Source organism: Aliidiomarina indica, assembly GCF_015354615.1.
Classification (GTDB): domain Bacteria; phylum Pseudomonadota; class Gammaproteobacteria; order Enterobacterales; family Alteromonadaceae; genus Aliidiomarina; species Aliidiomarina indica.
Genome location: NZ_JACAVQ010000001.1, coordinates 886,290 through 901,558 on the forward strand (window position 1 = coordinate 886,290; position 15,269 = coordinate 901,558).

A 15,269-nucleotide genomic window follows, 5' to 3' on the forward strand; every position below is an offset into this window, starting at 1 on the left:
ATGACCTTAGTAAGTTACTGTAACAGTAACAGTATCGCTGTAAGCAGCCGACACTTGCGCTGCGGGTTGAGCATCGATTTTCCCATGGACGCTAAATGCGGTAGGCGTAGATAGGCCCGCACCAGTCACTGTTTGACCGATAGTGGCATTATCCCAAACTGTTGTATGGCCAGCATCTGTGAATAAGCCATACGCAAGAGTGTTCACACCATCGACCATAGTCCACGCATTAGCCGAGCTTAAGGTTACGGTACCCGTAGAACCAGAAGTACAGGCAACATCAAGAGCTGATGAACCGGTAGTTTGGATTGAAGGGTCAAATGCACCAAATGCAAGCGGGTTTGTGGTAATTTGGCAGCTTGCGGCGACTTCTGCCGTCACATCAAAAGTAGACGTTTCAGTCTCTGAGTGCGCAGTAGAAGCAATAAACGCTGACGAGATTAATGTCGCTAGGATAATTCTTTTCATATGTGTTCTCCCACGTACCTAAGTACGTATATTTAAGGCAAGAACAACCTTGAGATGAGGCAGGCAAGCTATATGGCTATCTCTACAAAAGCCACAGCATTAGGCAAAAGAAATTATCTACTTGGATAACGATGTGTGGCAGTTCCTCGATCATGAGTTGTTTGTAACAACTTTTAGACAGGTAACTTTGCGTCACCACCTTTCGATGGGTTTGCTCTTGACAACTCAACGTTGCTATACATAAGCCAACTTAAAATTAAATTGACTTACTACACAATGCTATTCCCTATATTTACATATAGCAAGGTATATAAACTAAGCGTACATAAATAAAACCAGTTAAACCCACCTAAATAAATTCAACCAATTGATAAGGGTCAGGATTCAACATTATTTTTATTTTTAAAATAACTCTCTCAAATCTAATTAATTGATTAATTTATGGCTTTTACAAGCTGAATTAGAGAAATAAAGGTGGAATTCAAAGAGGATCGAGCACAGCGGCGATTAAAAGCAGTCCGCTTTACGCGACTGTTTATGCGCTCCTTACCCAAGCGAACTCCATTTGACGAGCAGTTTTCACCGCCAAATTTTCGCGGTGTAACTTACTTACCAAATGCAGGCTCATATCTATACCCGCTGATATACCGCCCGAGCTAACAATACTTCCCTCATCAACCCATCGCACGCCTTGAATGACATCAAGACGGCTGAACATGGCTTTGAGATCATTAATGTCTTCCCAGTGAGTGGTGACGCTGCAAGAGAGGGACTCAACAGCTTGAGCCAGAATGAAAATTCCTGTGCAAACCGTGGCTGTTAGCTTTACGTACTCCGACTGCTGTTTGACCCAGGCAAGAATCTTCTCGTTTGTCATCTGCTGGGTATGCACACCCCCAGATATAATCAACACATCGAGTGGTGGGTGATCATCAATTGAGTAATGCGGCACAACTGTATAGCCAGCCCTAGCAGTCACAGCTTCGCTACCCTCAGCAATGAGAAACACCGAAAACGGACTTTCCGTGCCGCACAGCCGTGAGGCGGTCGAGAAAACCTCGAATGGACCAGAAAAATCGAGAACTTCAGCGTCGCGATAGATAAAAATGCCGATATTCACCATGTTCTCCTTAAAATGCAGAACGCTTCCATAAACGGTGCACGAGCGGAGCTATCCATTTAGATGGCTTTGTTCGCGATTTCCCCTACGACGTGACTCCAAGTCTTGGATAAATTCATCCTTAAACTTTGGCGAGATCATTATCGATTGCCAACGCCCGTAATCTATCCGGAGTCGATCGGTCGAGAGAGCTGGGCTCGACAATGGACTCGAAGTTGGCGTGATGCTTTTGATCTGCTCAATTGGCACCTGCCACTTAAACGGTCCATTCTTCACAATCAGAGTCGTGCCACTCAAGGTGTAACTTGTACTTGTCATCACCCATACAGGCAGGCCAGCGCCAATAATAAGTGTTAGTAAAGCCACGACAATTGCAATAGCACTTCCGCTAAGGAGAGCGAACACAAACGCAATGAAACATGCACTAGCGGCACTCATCAAAACCAGCGCAAGCCACGTATCAATCTTTGACTTATATACCTGCTCCACGGGAGTCTCCTTGCTAACGCTCGCCATTAACGCGGAGCGAAGCTACGCCTGCGCCCATAGCGCCGAATTGCGTGCAATTGTTAAAGGGCATACACCTCATACCTCTGTATGATCTCACCATCATCTTCAATCTCAGATTCCAAGCGCCCACCGTTAGCTAGAATCATTCTCACTGAAGGTTCATTATGTTTATGGCAATGGATATGAACTTGGGTAATGCCAAGCGCAAATGCCTTCTCAAGCGTCAAACTTAGCAAGTGAATCCCAAGTCCCTTCCCGCGTTGTGTAGGTCTTATTCCAAGCCCGATGTGGCCGCCTGCACGTTGTATGCGATCGTTGAGATGGTGTCGGAGGTTGGAGACACCCAAAATTTCGCCCCGATCTACTAACCAAAAAGTACTTGCGGGAACATAGCCCTCTGGTAGGTCTTTGCCCGTACTAAACTTTTCAAGTTTTTCCAGCAATAAATCAAAATCAGAGTGATCGAAATCCAGAGGAAATGGATACCTCTCCTCATCACCAAGCTCCAGGATATATTCGAGGTAGCTTTGCTCATACTCTTTACTTGGAAGTACTAATTGCACTGGATAATTCCCTTCTAACGCTTAGTTCAGCCGCAGTTTGTGGAGTGGCGCTTTGCGTTAGCGCAGTGTCCAGCACAAAGAAAGCCACGGAACAAATTATCCGACTGACACGACTTGTTAGCGGTTGGGGCTGGCAAATAGCACCTTTTTAATAAATAGCGACTTACTATCAGTATATGACTCGCGATCAGATGCCATTTCAGCCGCCAATGATTGTTTTAAGGCAGCGTATTCCTCCGCTACTTTCGGGTTTTCTCGAAGTAGTTCCCGGAACCTAATGCGTTCCTTCCACAGCGGACTCTGGTACGGTACCAAATGCAAATGGTGCGTACGAAGCTCGGGAGAAGGCTTGCAAAACCAATGCATAACGTCTGATTTGTAAGGGTAATAGCAATATCCATTCGATTGCAGAACTTCAATTGCACCCTTTGAAGACTCTAGGCCTTCAACTCCAAACATAATGTCGATTATCGGTTTTGCAATCATGCCTGGCACAGCAGTGCTGCCAACGTGCTCCACTGAGCCAACAAGACAACTACCGATCTTTTCTAGCAGAAACGTCTTTTCTTGCTCGAATAGCTCAGGCCATTTCGAATTATATTGCTTTAACTCAACTTTCATTTCCACTCTCAAGATTGCTAACATTTAAGCTAAGCGGCGCAGCGTTAGCCGCGTCCGGTGGAGGCCGAAGGCCGGAACGAACTTGAGCGCCTTGTTAGGCTTAAGATTTGCATTCGGCCACAAAGCGTTCAAACGCCACAATGCTTTCCACAACGGAATCGGAAGAAAATGCCGTTGAGTATCCGATGCGTTCATATCGCCCATTAGCGAGAACAACCTTGTAGAGAGCACCACCATCGGTCCTGATGAGGGTATCACCAACGAAGTCAAACTCGGCGGACTTCTCCACTACCGAAGCCCAAATGCGGTGAGCCCATTCCTTAATTCCAGGACAGTTTGTCTCATTTGCGCCTATTTGTGTGAATCGGAGCTGCTCGGCCAGCTGCTCTCTATCTCTAGATCCAGCTTCAAACAATTCCCGAGCCTGAAATCCGGGATGCGCTTCGAATCTCACTATCTCGACTCTGTAATCCCGGAGAAAGTCAATGGTAATTCTCCAATCTGGATCGCTCCAACCGAATGGTCCGGAATAGAGAAACATAAGACCGCGATGGGGTGTATTTTGATCACTCCGTACCTGAGCGACTACGTCTAGCCAAGCCTCCTCAGGGGACTTGTAGCTTCGCTCGGAGTAAGCGGTGCAACCGCTCAAGATTACTGCTATGAGAACTAAGAAATAGCGCATTCTGGTCTTGTAACCTAACATTTGAATACTAAGCATGCACAGTGTATTAGCGGTGAGGAACAGTGTGGGAGGTCGATAAATACTGAGGATTTCATGAACGGCTCCCTGTGTTCGTGCGGCGCAATCTGTGCGCGCTCTATTTCATTCCCATGCTTGCTTATTATTTATTCGATAACATAGACAATAAACGGCTTGCAGCCGTTAGGCAAGTCGATAATGTGCCATGACTACTGCAGATATGAGGCTGGCAACAGCGCACCTTTTATTCTATCCAATGGATTCATGGTACCGGCATATAGTTCACCGCTGCCATATAGCATGTCAACGATAGTTCTGTTGCGCCCTTTACGTTGATTTAATACTTTTTGATACATAAAGACCAGTGCGCATAGTATCCGCTTGCCGATCGAACTCAAGCACGCTAGAGTCAGAACATTGAACATAAAACGAGCGATGAATAAGTCGCCATCATAAGAATAAATAGGCACGCACGGTTTGTGCAAAGTAAACGCAGGGAGCATGTCATGACATCCGCAGAAACCATCAGTCTTCCCGCACGATTACCTCACTTACATGCCTAGTATTCAAATGTTAGCCCCCCGTCACTTTTCGCACGAAACGCCTGCTGAAGGGCGGGCAGTAGGCCATCTCGCAGCAAATGGGGAGAGGATGAGTACATTCTTCAAATGGATTGTCGCAACAGCTGCTATCTGCGCAGGAGTGTTTAACATATCGGCTCATGCCAGTGAGTCTAAGGTCGGTGTCGAACTTCACGCAGAGATGGAAAAATCGATTGAAAATGAGGGGTTGGCAGGCGTTGTATGGGCAACCGTAACACCCGATGGGATTGCGACGGGTGCAGCTGGCCTCGCCGATGTCAGGCGCCAAGAGCCACTCTCCCCTGAAGGCAGAGTCCAGACCGGCTCGATAGTCAAAACATTGATTGCCACTGGAATACTGCGACTGGTCACAGAAGGAAGGCTGACCCTCGACAGTCCTGTTGCACCGCTCCTGCCTGACGTCAAGTTTGAGAATAACTGGGCGTCAAGCCACCCCGTCCTCGTGCGGCACCTGCTGGATCACACATCCGGACTCGATGACGCCCGCCTCTGGCAGGTTTTCAGCCTTAATGCCGAACCCGATGCGCCACTGAGGACGAGCATCCAACGGGAGCCGCTACGGATCCGCAGCCGGCCGGGTAGCCGTCTTTCCTACTCAAACCTGGGCTACACCCTGCTTGGGATGGTGATCGAGCAGGTGACCGGCCAGCGCTACGAACACTATCTTGATTCGCAACTGTTGTATCCCCTCGGCATGCACCGGAGCACCTTCCAGTTTGTTTCCCAAGAGGGACCTCATGAGGATACCAGCCTGGCAATGGGGCACTTCGAGGGCGGCGCCACCCAGCCTTCCGTCCCGCTCTATCTACGCCCTGCCGGGCAGTTCACCTCCACCGCGGCGGACATGGCGCTGCTCGCGCGCTACCTGATGAGCAACGGCGAGATCGACGGCAAGCCTTTCATCGCCCCTGACCTGCTGCGAGTAATGGGAAGGCCGACGACCACCGAAGCAGCCTTGGCGGGGCTGGTTGATGCGGGGTATGGACTTGGATTGAACAGCCGAGATCGACACGGTGTTGTCGGGAACTGCCATGTCGGTACCACGGTGGGCTTCCGGGCGAATTTCTGCCTGTTTCCCAAAGAGCAGAAGGCGTTCTTCATTGCCATCAATGCTGATGCCGAAACAGCGGACTACGATCGATTCGACGCCTTGCTGATCCAAGAACTCGGCATTGACGCCGCGACGCCGGCACCGATAGCAACCCCACCTGACGGGATCAGTGACTGGCAGGGAGTCTACATACTGGCCCCCAGCCGTACCGAAAGCTTCGCTTACCTCGACCAAGCCCTGAACTTTGCAACTGTCCGGTGGGACGGGCGACAACTGCATCTGAACCCGTTCCAAGGCGCAGCTAGGCCTTTATTGCCCACAGGTGACCGGCTCTTCCGCGCCGAGGAAAGAACGCGGGCATCGCACGTGCTCATCGTTTCGGATCAGGGAAAACGAGTCATCAGCGATGGCTTCCGCAGCTATGAACAGGCAAGTCTGTGGCGCATGGTGCCTCTCTGGGCCAGCCTCGCCGCAGGATTGGCCGGACTGGTCTGGCTGCTTGTGTCCGGAATTGTTCGCGTGCTGCGCCGTCGGCTACAGCCTTCGTCTGCGCTGTTTGTGCCATTTCTCGCAGCCGTGGCGCTTCTTCTTCCGATCCCGCTATTCTTTGGCCAGTCCTTCCTGCAACTTGGCGACCTGACTACAGCAAGCGCGCTGCTGGCACTGATGACAGGCATTCTGCCGCTTGCGATGATCTTCGGGTTGTGGCGTTCGTTCCGCTGGGGTGCAACGGACCGAGGCATGCTGTGGGACAAGCTGGCAATGCTTGGGGTACTCCAGTGGTGCGTGGTGCTTGCCTTCTGGGGGTTGATGCCGGTGCGCCTATGGAGTTGAGGCTAGGCGGCTAACAATTCGTTCAAGCCGATGCCGCTTCGCGGCACGGCTTATTTTAAGCGTTATGCAAAGGTAACTCTGTGATCATTCGAATATTAATTTTGTGTCTATTTGTGGCTTCATGCTCATCTGTTTCTGCTTCGGAGGATAATCGGCCAATTCATTATGATACTGGCTCTTCATCTGACAAGGATCATCATACATACCTTATAGAAACAGATAGCGAGGACTCTATCGACTTTAAAATCCGTATTTCAAACTCGACCAATGACACAAATTGTGAAAAGGGGCATATATACACTCAGGCCTCTGTGTCTACGAGCGAACCTGCAAATAGGTATTTTGGCTTTAGTCGCAAAGGTTCGCCGAAGGTAGCATTGTACGAGTGGCACATGTGCTTTATTCATAATGAAACAACATACAAAGCATGGCGAGGATTTGATCCAGGTCCCAACACTTTTCTTGAGGTAAGATGTTTCCTTCCTCGTGAGCAATTAGCCGCCAAAGAAACAGATAAATACCTATGTAAAGCTGAGACTGTGACGCACTCAGATAGCAACTATTCTGAGTTTGCCCAATATTGTTGGTCAAATGAAACGTGTCGCCGTTTTGAGACTGAATCTGATTACAAACTCTTTCTCGATCGTGGTCCTGAGAATGTAGCATTATATAAAATTGTACCTTCGAAGAAGATCCGTGAGGTTACTGTTAACTACGAATATATTGATGAGCTGCAAGCGGAAAATCTTCGAAGCACTTGGATAGCCGAGCAGGAAAGGTACTGCGCAGAGTCAAACGATCAATATAGGCCGTCATGTTTAGAAGTATTAACTCAAATGAAGGAGTTTCTTGAAGATGATGGCGATTGGAGATATAGACTGACAGAAAAATCACTGATTGAATCTTTTGCTGAGCTTAAATCTCAAAATCTATTATTTCGAGACACAAGCCATTTACATTATGAAACCATATTCAAATTTTCACCGCATAAGGCTGAAAATAACATTGTTTTTTTCTACTCGGTCGCATGCCCTGCTGCAGGCAGGCAGGCGAAGCGGGCGCTTTGCACAATATCTCTTAACCAAGCATTTTATAGTGATGAGCCATCTGAATATTTTTACATTGAAGAAACGTCTGATGTGGATACTGCGGTGTGGGCTTATTCGGCACATAAAGGTGTAAAAGTTGTTCCGAAAGACGAGCGGATGGCAAGGTGGTTAAAGAACCCACACCGAGTGTCCTCGATAGAGATTGATGGCGAAATAGCGAAATTCTCATATCACTCTGGTGGCTGCTGGCATCAGGTTCTATATCGCATAATTGGCAATAATGAGAAGCTAGAATTTAAACAGACAAGTAGTGGATTTTGTATTTAATCGTACATTGCATAACAAAGCGCAGCTAGGAACAAATCTACTTGAGCTTATAAAACCATAGGGATTCCCATGAACAAGAAAATTTTCGCTGTTCTCCGTGTGGCATTAATATCGCTAGCCTTGGTTTTGACGCTTACTCCCAGTTGGGCGTTGGCGGAAACATGGAGTGAGCCGTGGCACCGCGAGGTTCTCGAAAAATCCGACACTTTGGCGTTGGTACAACTGGTGGAGACCCACAGGGAGTACGTAGAACTACAGGTTCTGCGCGTTCTAGCTGGCGATGCTCTCCCGTCGATCGTGCGTGTTCAGAGCCCAGTTCAAGTCGAGCTCACATCCGCTAGCGGCCATCGGCATGCGCTGATTCCTTGGATCCGAAAAGATCAAAGCGCTTACGTTTTGCTCTCTCGTGCGAACGAAAAATGGAGATTACTCAGTCCCAGCGCTGGCATCGCGACGCTACACGAGGCTAACCAAGTGGCCGCAACCTACCGCATCAGCTTTCACCAAGTACTGCAACCGGCAGAGGATTACGAACGATTGCAGCCATGTTTGTTCCGAGTATTTAGGAACGAGGATTGCGATTTTGATGCATTGGCTGATTTGATTATTCTGCCTCTTCACGAGGCTGCGGCAGGCCTTAGCCCAGATGCCAATGATGCAGAAATACAGCTTTTTTTCCGCCAGCACGTTGCGCTTGAGTCATCGTATTTGCTCCGCAGACCCCTTCCGCTCGCTACGATTGAGCCCTTTCTGACGCACGATTTTTTTCATACTCAGATATCGGGAGTTCGTGCACTGGCAGTTGTAGAGGGGAAAGAGTCTGCCGCTCGGCTAACTGACTTCGTGCGTGACCCTACGCGCAGTGGGGTTGCTCGGAACATGGCAGTGCTTATGCTTGCAGAGCGTCACGATAGTTCAGCGCTTCAGTCGCTTCGTGAACAGATAGAAGAGATCGAAGGATTGGATGAGGAATCCACTTTACCTCTCTCTAGCTTCATGGATCCGCGCATCGGAACCCACTTCCCCCGGTCAGTCAGGCAAGCGCTTGAGTACGCCTGTACCGACTTATTCCCCTGCACAGCGCAGGGGAAATGAAACTGGTGGAGCAACTCTTAGCCGCTCTTATATCTCTAGCAAGCTGAGCTCCGTCTAATTTGGCTGCTAGACTGCAACCTCACTAACCGAAATCGACTTTTAACAGAGCCTTGGGCCAATGTTTTTAAGCGATACATACATGACAAGAAAAATACCCTATGAGGCTTTAACGCCACAGTAAACTTGTCTCAACACGCAAACCCCTCCCCCAGAAAAAATTCTTTTCTAACTGTACGCTAGCGCATAGACCGTCATAGCCCAATCAAACTAACCTCGTAGGTGACTCCTGCCTCGGTTAACGAACTCGCCCAGACAGAAGTCAAGTAATAAGGCACGGTCCAATACTGGGCAGGTAAGTCCTTTTAAAGGATAAATCCTATGAACACGAAACTAACTATTCTGGCGATACTCAGCGTTACGGCAAGCCTGAGCAGCGCGGCGATGGCAGAAACTGCATCCGGAACCATGAACGTTTCAGCGACCGTTGCTGAAGCGTGTTCCGTAAGTGCATCAACAATGACATTTCCTCCGCTCTCTCCGTTTGTCCAAGAAGATGTCGTAGCAGATACAGCAGGCTCGCTTATGATCGCCTGCACTTCGGTGACAACACCGTTAATTTGGTCGGACTCGCCTCGTTTCCTAACCGGACCGGGGGCTGGTGTTGACACTATTCCTTTTAGCCTAGGACAAACGCCGGCGACGGCCCTAACCAATGCACTACCGGTAATATCCTCAGGTGAAGCCATTGCCGCTCCATTCACAGCGGATGGAACAGAACAGGCAGTGCCTTTGCACGGACTGATCAAGGCCGCAGATTACTCTGGGAAAGCTCCAGGGCTATATTCGGCATCTATCGTGATCAACGTTGAATATTAATTCCTACAGGATATAACTCATGTACTCCTCCAGCGATGTGAATGTGTCATACGATGTGGGACTCAACAGAGGCAGCTTGGGTCGGCTAGCGCTTATGGTCCTTGCCTGCCTCATATCGTCCTCTGCACTAGCCACCACCATATCTCCAGTAAAAGTGGAGTTGTCGCGTGCCCATCCAGTAGTGACCATCACGGTCACCAATAACGCCGACTTGCCATTAATTTTTCAAAGCCAGATTCTTGCATGGACCCAGAGCAATGGCGAAAATCACCTCGAAGAAAGCACTGATCTGTTAGTTGCTCCTGCAATCGTCGAGATCGATCCCCGAGGAACTCAGGTATTCCGAGTCACCCAGAGACATCCCACCACAGCCATCGCAGAACGAGCCTATCGTTTAGTGCTAGATGATATTAGCGGGACGAATCAACAAAACGCCGATAAGGGCGTGAGTTTCGTGTTCTCACACCGCCTTCCGGTATTTGTCGCGGGAACAGGAAACATCGGTCCGCAACCGCACCTTGGACCATGCCCAAACTCCTCTCAATTAGGCTGCGTGCGTCTGCATAACAACGGCGACCAATATGTGCAGGTATGGAATCTGGTGGTGACTGGCAAAAATTGGCAAGAGGAACTAGGGGCAGGACAACGCATCCTAGCAGGTGCATGGCTTCAATGGAGCTTTGCGTTACCGCCAGTATCAGCAGGCCGATTGACCGTCACTGCCGAAACTTCAGCAGGCCGGCTGAGTTTTGAATTACCGAATGCTGCCCCGTTACCCACGGGCTCAGTTTATGATGTGTCACAATGAACCGCGTCGGCGGCTCTATGATGGTTGTGTTAGTTACGGCGCTGCTTACCTTCGCAGCGCCAACAGCCGCGCAAGACAACGACATTGGACGTGCTGAAACGCTGTTACTCAATGTCATTATCAATACCCAACTAATGCCCAATATTGTACGCGCGGAGAAACTCGCTGACGGCCGCCTCGCTCTCGGGGCGGCAGCCTGGGAAGCGACGCACCTGCGAATGCCTGAAGGGGACCCGCTACTCCTACCTGACAACCAACATGGTTATGCACTTGAATCAGTGGTCGGTTTAACCTACGAACTCGATCATAGACAGATGATCCTCACAGTTACAGCACCGGCATCCGCTTTCACAAGTAGTAAGATAAACCAACTCAATGGCGTTTTTATAAAGCCAGATGCAGTTCAGCCTGGCTTCTATCTCGACTACGACGCAAGTGTAAGCAGCGGGGACCGCGGCTACGAGAGTCACGGCCTTCTGCTTGAGGGCGTAGCTTTCAATAACTGGGGGTCCGCTGTATCCGGCCTCTTATTCACCGGTAACCGGGAGAGCAATCAAGCGGTTCGCACGCACAGCTATTGGCGCAAAGACCTACCCGGTCCAATGGAGACACTGGTTTTGGGTGACACTGTCGGCGATGGTGGTGCTTGGAGCCGTCCTGCGCGCTATGCAGGCATCCGCTGGGCTCGTGACTTCTCCTTGCGGCCTGGATTCATTGCCATGCCCATGCCTAGCCTTTCAGGTACGGCTGCGTTGCCATCCACTATCGATGTATTGATTAACAATCAGCGCCGCGCGATAGAGCAAGTTCCCCCCGGCCCGTTCGAACTCACCAATGTGCCAGTAACGAGCGGTGCCGGAGAAATCAATCTAATCGTACGCGATCTACTCGGGCGCGAGAGCATCATCAATCAGAGTTACTATTTTTCTCCCCGGCTGCTCGCCAAGGGCCTGTCCGACTTTTCTGTCGAGGCAGGATTTTTGCGTGAAAACTACGGCATACGAAGCAATGATTATGATTTCAGCAATGGCTTTATTGCCGGTACCCGACGCTACGGATTGACCTCGGCACTGACAGGCGAGGTTCGCTTCGAGACCCAGGCTCATCGCCAGGCGCTCGGCGTCGATTTAGTGGCGTTACTGGGCACCTTCGCTACCGCCGAGGCTGCGGTGGCAACTGCCCGGACCGATAACATCCCAGGCAATCATTATCTATTCGGATTGGAACGTCGCACTCAAAAGGGAAGCGGTTATTTACGCTGGGAGTACTTTGAACGTGATTTCGTTCAGTTTGCAGCGTTTCCTGGCGAAGCTCGACCACGGGAACGCATCAGTGCGCGGCTAGGCACCTTGCTGCCGGGGAATGTTTCAACGGCGATCAACTATACAGCCCAGACATCCTGGGACAATAGCCGCTTGGATCTTCTTGCCGTAAGTCTAGGTGCCACACTCTCAGATGGAATCTACCTGAGTAGCTACGCAAGTAAAGACCTTGGCCCTAGAAATGGCTGGAGTGCGGGCATCACGCTCAATGTTTCGCTCGGCAAGCAACGTGCTCTAACCGCCAGCACCAACCATGGCCGCGATCGCAACGCGATCAACCGAGTAGAGTTAAGTCAGTCACCACCAGGAGGTCCCGGAACCGGCTGGCGAGTGGGTATCAGCGATGCTCCTAGCCAACGCTGGTATGCCGGAGTTGTTCAAAATACTAGCGTCGGCAGCTTCAGAGCCGAGGCTACCGACTCGGTCAATAACCCAGCCGTTCGCTTGGGGGCCAGTGGCTCTATCGGCTGGTTGGGCGGTCACTCTTTCGCTGCTCGCACTATTGGTGCCGGTAGTTTCGCTGTGGTTAAGTTAGATAACATTGAAGGTGTTCCAATCTACCGCAGCAATCAGCTGATCGCCGTAACCAACGCTAGCGGAATGGCCCTCGTCCCCAACCTGCTCCCCTATCAGGCAAACCAACTTAGCATTGATCCGATCGAACTGCCCTTCGATGTCGAAATTCACAGCGTCCGAGAGATCGCCGTACCCTTTGCCCGCAGTGGACTCTTGGTTGACTTCCCGGTATACCGTTCACGCAATGCGTTGGTTCTGCTGCGCTTATTTGATGGCTCAGAGGTTCCCGCCGGCGCGCGGGTGACGGTGTTTCCAGGTGAGAAGAGCTTTATCGTCGGCAAGCGTGGAGAGGTCTATCTGATGAACCTCTCGGATAACAATCATCTCACGGTGCAATGGAAAGATGGTGTCTGCCAATTAAATCTGGCTCTAGATCCCGCCGGACCAAGCGAGCCGCGCATCGGACCACTGACTTGCGGAGAACAACCATGAAAACAACTTTATTATGGCGTGGAGGCGTGCTGGTATGCATAACCGGCGTGATGATGGCATTCGGTGCACAAGCAGCGACCTGTCAGGTAAGCGCCTCGGTGGTCAGTTTCGGCAGTTTCAGCCCACTAACGATGAACTTTGTCGATAGCACCGGCGACATCACGGTGAACTGCACCGATGTCGCCGGCTATTCAGTCGCTCTTTTAACAGGAAACGGCACCTATAGTCTACGCAATATGGTTGCCGGTGGTCAGACTCTCGAATACAATCTTTACCGTGATGCTGCTTATCAACAGATCTGGGGGGATGGCAATTCTGGTGACAATTTCGATGTAACCAATACCAACCCTGTAGATGGCCAAAACTATGTGCATACGGTTTATGGCCGTATTCCTTTGATCTCACAACGTGGTACGCATCCCGGCACATATACTGACACTATAAACATTATCGTGACCTACTAGCTGTTAACCCAAAAAGGCACTACGCTTGTCTAACATTTTGGGCCACAGCCCGTGATCTCGGACGTTTGACAATGCGGAGCTTACTTCCCATATTGTCAACGAACATGATCAGCCCGACATTGTTGTTAATAATATTGAAATTACAGAGCGTCCACACGTGAAAAATGTGAATATTTTATTCGTGGCGCTAGCAGCACTATGCTGGGGACTATCTGGCGGCATCGGCGGTATTCTTACAGCTCACAACTGGGATCCCGTGGTCGTGTCGTTTTATCGGGGTGCCATTGGTTTTCTCTTCGTTCTCTGCTGGTTAATGTTGCGCCCGAATAACAGTGGATTGGCAAACCATAAACTATGGTTCTGGTCGGCGATTGCTGGGTTAGGTATAGCCGGTAACTTTACCTTCTATTTTATTAGTATTGCCGAGGGAAGTGTCGCGATTGCTGCAACCTTAATGTACTGCGCACCCGTGTTCGTTTATCTTGTGTCTTTCACTCTGAAGCTCGAAAGACCCACGCTGCTCAAGTGGGCTGCCATCGTCATGATCATATTTGGCATTGCGTTGCTTACTGGCATTTACAACATTGATGCCGATGACGTTACCCTCATTGCCGCTGGTGCCGGCCTGCTTGCTGGCTTGTCCTATGCGTTATTTATTTTCGGTTTTAAGTATGCAGCACCCCACGGTAGTCCGCAGGCAATTTTAGTGATCGCGTTTGCAGTGCTCGCCACCCTGCTAATCTTTTTGGGCGATGCCGATCAAACTTTGGCGGTGCTCACAACACCGAGTTGGCCCCTGTTTTTGGTGCTAGGCATTCTTGGTGCCGGATTATCATTTATTTTCTATATCGTCGGGCTAAATCATACTCCACCGGCCGTTGCCTCCATTGTGGCCATGGTTGAGCCGGTTACCGCGTCACTATTTGGCGTGATAATTTTAAGTGAAAGTTTGGCGGCGCTGCAGGTTCTCGGCATGGGAATCATAGTGCTCACCGTTACTGCCCTGAGTGTAAAATCGAGCACGCAAGGCGGTCAACCATCACACCCTAGCAAAACCCTCTCCTCGCCATTGCGCCAATCTCGAACCGATGGTAGAATGCGCGGCCCCTGAAATCAGGGTTTAGCGCCGTTTCTTGGTCGCGGGAAACGGTCCATTAATCTTCGGAGATTTACTAATGAGTCAACCAGTATACGAATTCAAAGCTGAAATCCGGAACGATCTGGGTAAAGGTGCGAGCCGCCGCCTGCGTCGTGAAGGTCTTGTTCCTGCCATTTTATACGGTGGAAGCGAAGATGCAGTGTCATTAACGTTAAACCATGACAAAATCATCAACGCTGCAGACCACGAAGGCTTCTATAGCCACATTCTTACTCTGCACATCGGTGGCAAGAAGCATCAGGCTATTTTGAAAGACGTTCAGCGTCACCCGTTCAAGCCTAAGATCACTCACTTAGACTTCCAACGCGTAAGCGCTAAAGAAGAATTGCACACGAACCTGCCTATCCACTTCATCGGTGAAGACATCGTGAAGAAAGCAGGTGGCGTAGTAGTTCACCAAATGAACGACATCGAAATTGCATGTTTACCAAAAGATCTGCCTGAATACATCGAAATCGACGTATCTGGCCTAGAAATTGGTGACAATATTCACCTGAGCGATATTACTGCGCCTAAAGGTGTTACTTTCGTTGAACTTACTCGCGGTGAAGAGCACAACCCAGTATTGGTTACTGTGAGCAAGCCTAAAGCTGAGAAAGTAGAAGACGACGCGCCAGAAGCTCCAGAAGCACCTGAAGCCGCTGGTGATCAAGAAGACGAAGACAAAGAGTAATCAATAGGATTCTCTG

The 15,269-nt window shown here is 49.9% G+C and carries 15 protein-coding genes and 1 riboswitch; of the genes, 9 read left to right on the forward strand and 6 right to left on the reverse strand.

Annotated features, from left to right (window positions below):
- Positions 1–6 precede the first annotated feature (6 nt).
- From HXZ99_RS04080 to HXZ99_RS04105, 6 genes are all read right to left on the reverse strand, one after another.
- Positions 7–468: a Csu type fimbrial protein gene (locus HXZ99_RS04080; RefSeq protein ID WP_194755976.1), complete on the reverse strand. Its 462-nt coding sequence runs from the start codon at positions 466–468 to the stop codon at positions 7–9.
- Between the two features lie 134 nt (positions 469–602).
- Positions 603–694, reverse strand: a riboswitch (cyclic di-GMP riboswitch).
- Between the two features lie 309 nt (positions 695–1,003).
- The gene (locus tag HXZ99_RS04085) at positions 1,004–1,591 is read right to left on the reverse strand and encodes a DJ-1/PfpI family protein (RefSeq protein WP_228517538.1); all 588 of its coding nucleotides are present in this window, start codon (positions 1,589–1,591) and stop codon (positions 1,004–1,006) included.
- 48 nt (positions 1,592–1,639) lie between these two features.
- Entirely contained in the window at positions 1,640–2,104 is a 465-nt protein-coding gene (locus HXZ99_RS12405; protein ID WP_407928488.1) for a PH domain-containing protein, read from the reverse strand.
- A 53-nt stretch (positions 2,105–2,157) separates the two neighbouring features.
- A complete protein-coding gene (locus HXZ99_RS04095) occupies positions 2,158–2,661 on the reverse strand; it encodes a GNAT family N-acetyltransferase (protein ID WP_194755978.1) in 504 nt (167 codons plus the stop codon).
- A gap of 117 nt (positions 2,662–2,778) precedes the next feature.
- The gene (locus HXZ99_RS04100; protein ID WP_194755979.1) at positions 2,779–3,282 is read right to left on the reverse strand and encodes a GrpB family protein; all 504 of its coding nucleotides are present in this window, start codon (positions 3,280–3,282) and stop codon (positions 2,779–2,781) included.
- Positions 3,283–3,382: 100 nt separating this feature from the next.
- A complete protein-coding gene (locus HXZ99_RS04105) occupies positions 3,383–3,736 on the reverse strand; it encodes a hypothetical protein (RefSeq protein ID WP_194755980.1) in 354 nt (117 codons plus the stop codon).
- Positions 3,737–4,636: 900 nt separating this feature from the next.
- Between HXZ99_RS04105 and HXZ99_RS04110 the strand changes: the two genes are divergently transcribed.
- From HXZ99_RS04110 to HXZ99_RS04150, 9 genes are all read left to right on the forward strand, one after another.
- The gene (locus HXZ99_RS04110; protein WP_194755981.1) at positions 4,637–6,472 is read left to right on the forward strand and encodes a serine hydrolase domain-containing protein; all 1,836 of its coding nucleotides are present in this window, start codon (positions 4,637–4,639) and stop codon (positions 6,470–6,472) included.
- A gap of 80 nt (positions 6,473–6,552) precedes the next feature.
- A complete protein-coding gene (locus HXZ99_RS04115; protein WP_194755982.1) occupies positions 6,553–7,848 on the forward strand; it encodes a hypothetical protein in 1,296 nt (431 codons plus the stop codon).
- Between the two features lie 69 nt (positions 7,849–7,917).
- On the forward strand, positions 7,918–8,943 hold the full coding sequence (locus HXZ99_RS04120) for a hypothetical protein (RefSeq protein WP_194755983.1): 1,026 nt from the start codon (positions 7,918–7,920) through the stop codon (positions 8,941–8,943).
- Between the two features lie 378 nt (positions 8,944–9,321).
- Positions 9,322–9,819 (forward strand): spore coat protein U domain-containing protein, encoded by a 498-nt coding sequence (locus tag HXZ99_RS04125; protein ID WP_194755984.1) that lies wholly within the window; start codon positions 9,322–9,324, stop codon positions 9,817–9,819.
- Positions 9,820–9,838: 19 nt separating this feature from the next.
- Entirely contained in the window at positions 9,839–10,627 is a 789-nt protein-coding gene (locus HXZ99_RS04130; protein WP_194755985.1) for a fimbrial biogenesis chaperone, read from the forward strand.
- A complete protein-coding gene (locus tag HXZ99_RS04135) occupies positions 10,624–12,957 on the forward strand; it encodes a fimbria/pilus outer membrane usher protein (protein WP_194755986.1) in 2,334 nt (777 codons plus the stop codon). Before HXZ99_RS04130 ends, HXZ99_RS04135 begins: the two co-directional genes overlap by 4 nt.
- Positions 12,954–13,421: a Csu type fimbrial protein gene (locus HXZ99_RS04140; protein ID WP_194755987.1), complete on the forward strand. Its 468-nt coding sequence runs from the start codon at positions 12,954–12,956 to the stop codon at positions 13,419–13,421. Before HXZ99_RS04135 ends, HXZ99_RS04140 begins: the two co-directional genes overlap by 4 nt.
- Positions 13,422–13,587: 166 nt before the next feature.
- Positions 13,588–14,532 (forward strand): DMT family transporter, encoded by a 945-nt coding sequence (locus HXZ99_RS12355; RefSeq protein ID WP_331458467.1) that lies wholly within the window; start codon positions 13,588–13,590, stop codon positions 14,530–14,532.
- A 64-nt stretch (positions 14,533–14,596) separates the two neighbouring features.
- Positions 14,597–15,253, forward strand: a complete 657-nt coding sequence (locus HXZ99_RS04150; protein WP_194755989.1) for a 50S ribosomal protein L25/general stress protein Ctc — start codon at positions 14,597–14,599, stop codon at positions 15,251–15,253.
- Positions 15,254–15,269 lie beyond the last annotated feature (16 nt).

What these genes read in the sequence shown, in the direction of transcription:
- HXZ99_RS04080 (WP_194755976.1), bottom strand. Translation starts at nt 468, where the DNA reads ATGAAAAGAATTATCCTAGCGACATTAATCTCGTCAGCGTTTATTGCT.
- HXZ99_RS04085 (WP_228517538.1), bottom strand. Translation starts at nt 1,591, where the DNA reads ATGGTGAATATCGGCATTTTTATCTATCGCGACGCTGAAGTTCTCGAT.
- HXZ99_RS12405 (WP_407928488.1), bottom strand. Translation starts at nt 2,104, where the DNA reads ATGGCGAGCGTTAGCAAGGAGACTCCCGTGGAGCAGGTATATAAGTCA.
- HXZ99_RS04100 (WP_194755979.1), bottom strand. Translation starts at nt 3,282, where the DNA reads ATGAAAGTTGAGTTAAAGCAATATAATTCGAAATGGCCTGAGCTATTC.
- HXZ99_RS04110 (WP_194755981.1), top strand. Translation starts at nt 4,637, where the DNA reads ATGAGTACATTCTTCAAATGGATTGTCGCAACAGCTGCTATCTGCGCA.
- HXZ99_RS04120 (WP_194755983.1), top strand. Translation starts at nt 7,918, where the DNA reads ATGAACAAGAAAATTTTCGCTGTTCTCCGTGTGGCATTAATATCGCTA.
- HXZ99_RS04125 (WP_194755984.1), top strand. Translation starts at nt 9,322, where the DNA reads ATGAACACGAAACTAACTATTCTGGCGATACTCAGCGTTACGGCAAGC.
- HXZ99_RS04130 (WP_194755985.1), top strand. Translation starts at nt 9,839, where the DNA reads ATGTACTCCTCCAGCGATGTGAATGTGTCATACGATGTGGGACTCAAC.
- HXZ99_RS04135 (WP_194755986.1), top strand. Translation starts at nt 10,624, where the DNA reads ATGAACCGCGTCGGCGGCTCTATGATGGTTGTGTTAGTTACGGCGCTG.
- HXZ99_RS04140 (WP_194755987.1), top strand. Translation starts at nt 12,954, where the DNA reads ATGAAAACAACTTTATTATGGCGTGGAGGCGTGCTGGTATGCATAACC.
- HXZ99_RS04150 (WP_194755989.1), top strand. Translation starts at nt 14,597, where the DNA reads ATGAGTCAACCAGTATACGAATTCAAAGCTGAAATCCGGAACGATCTG.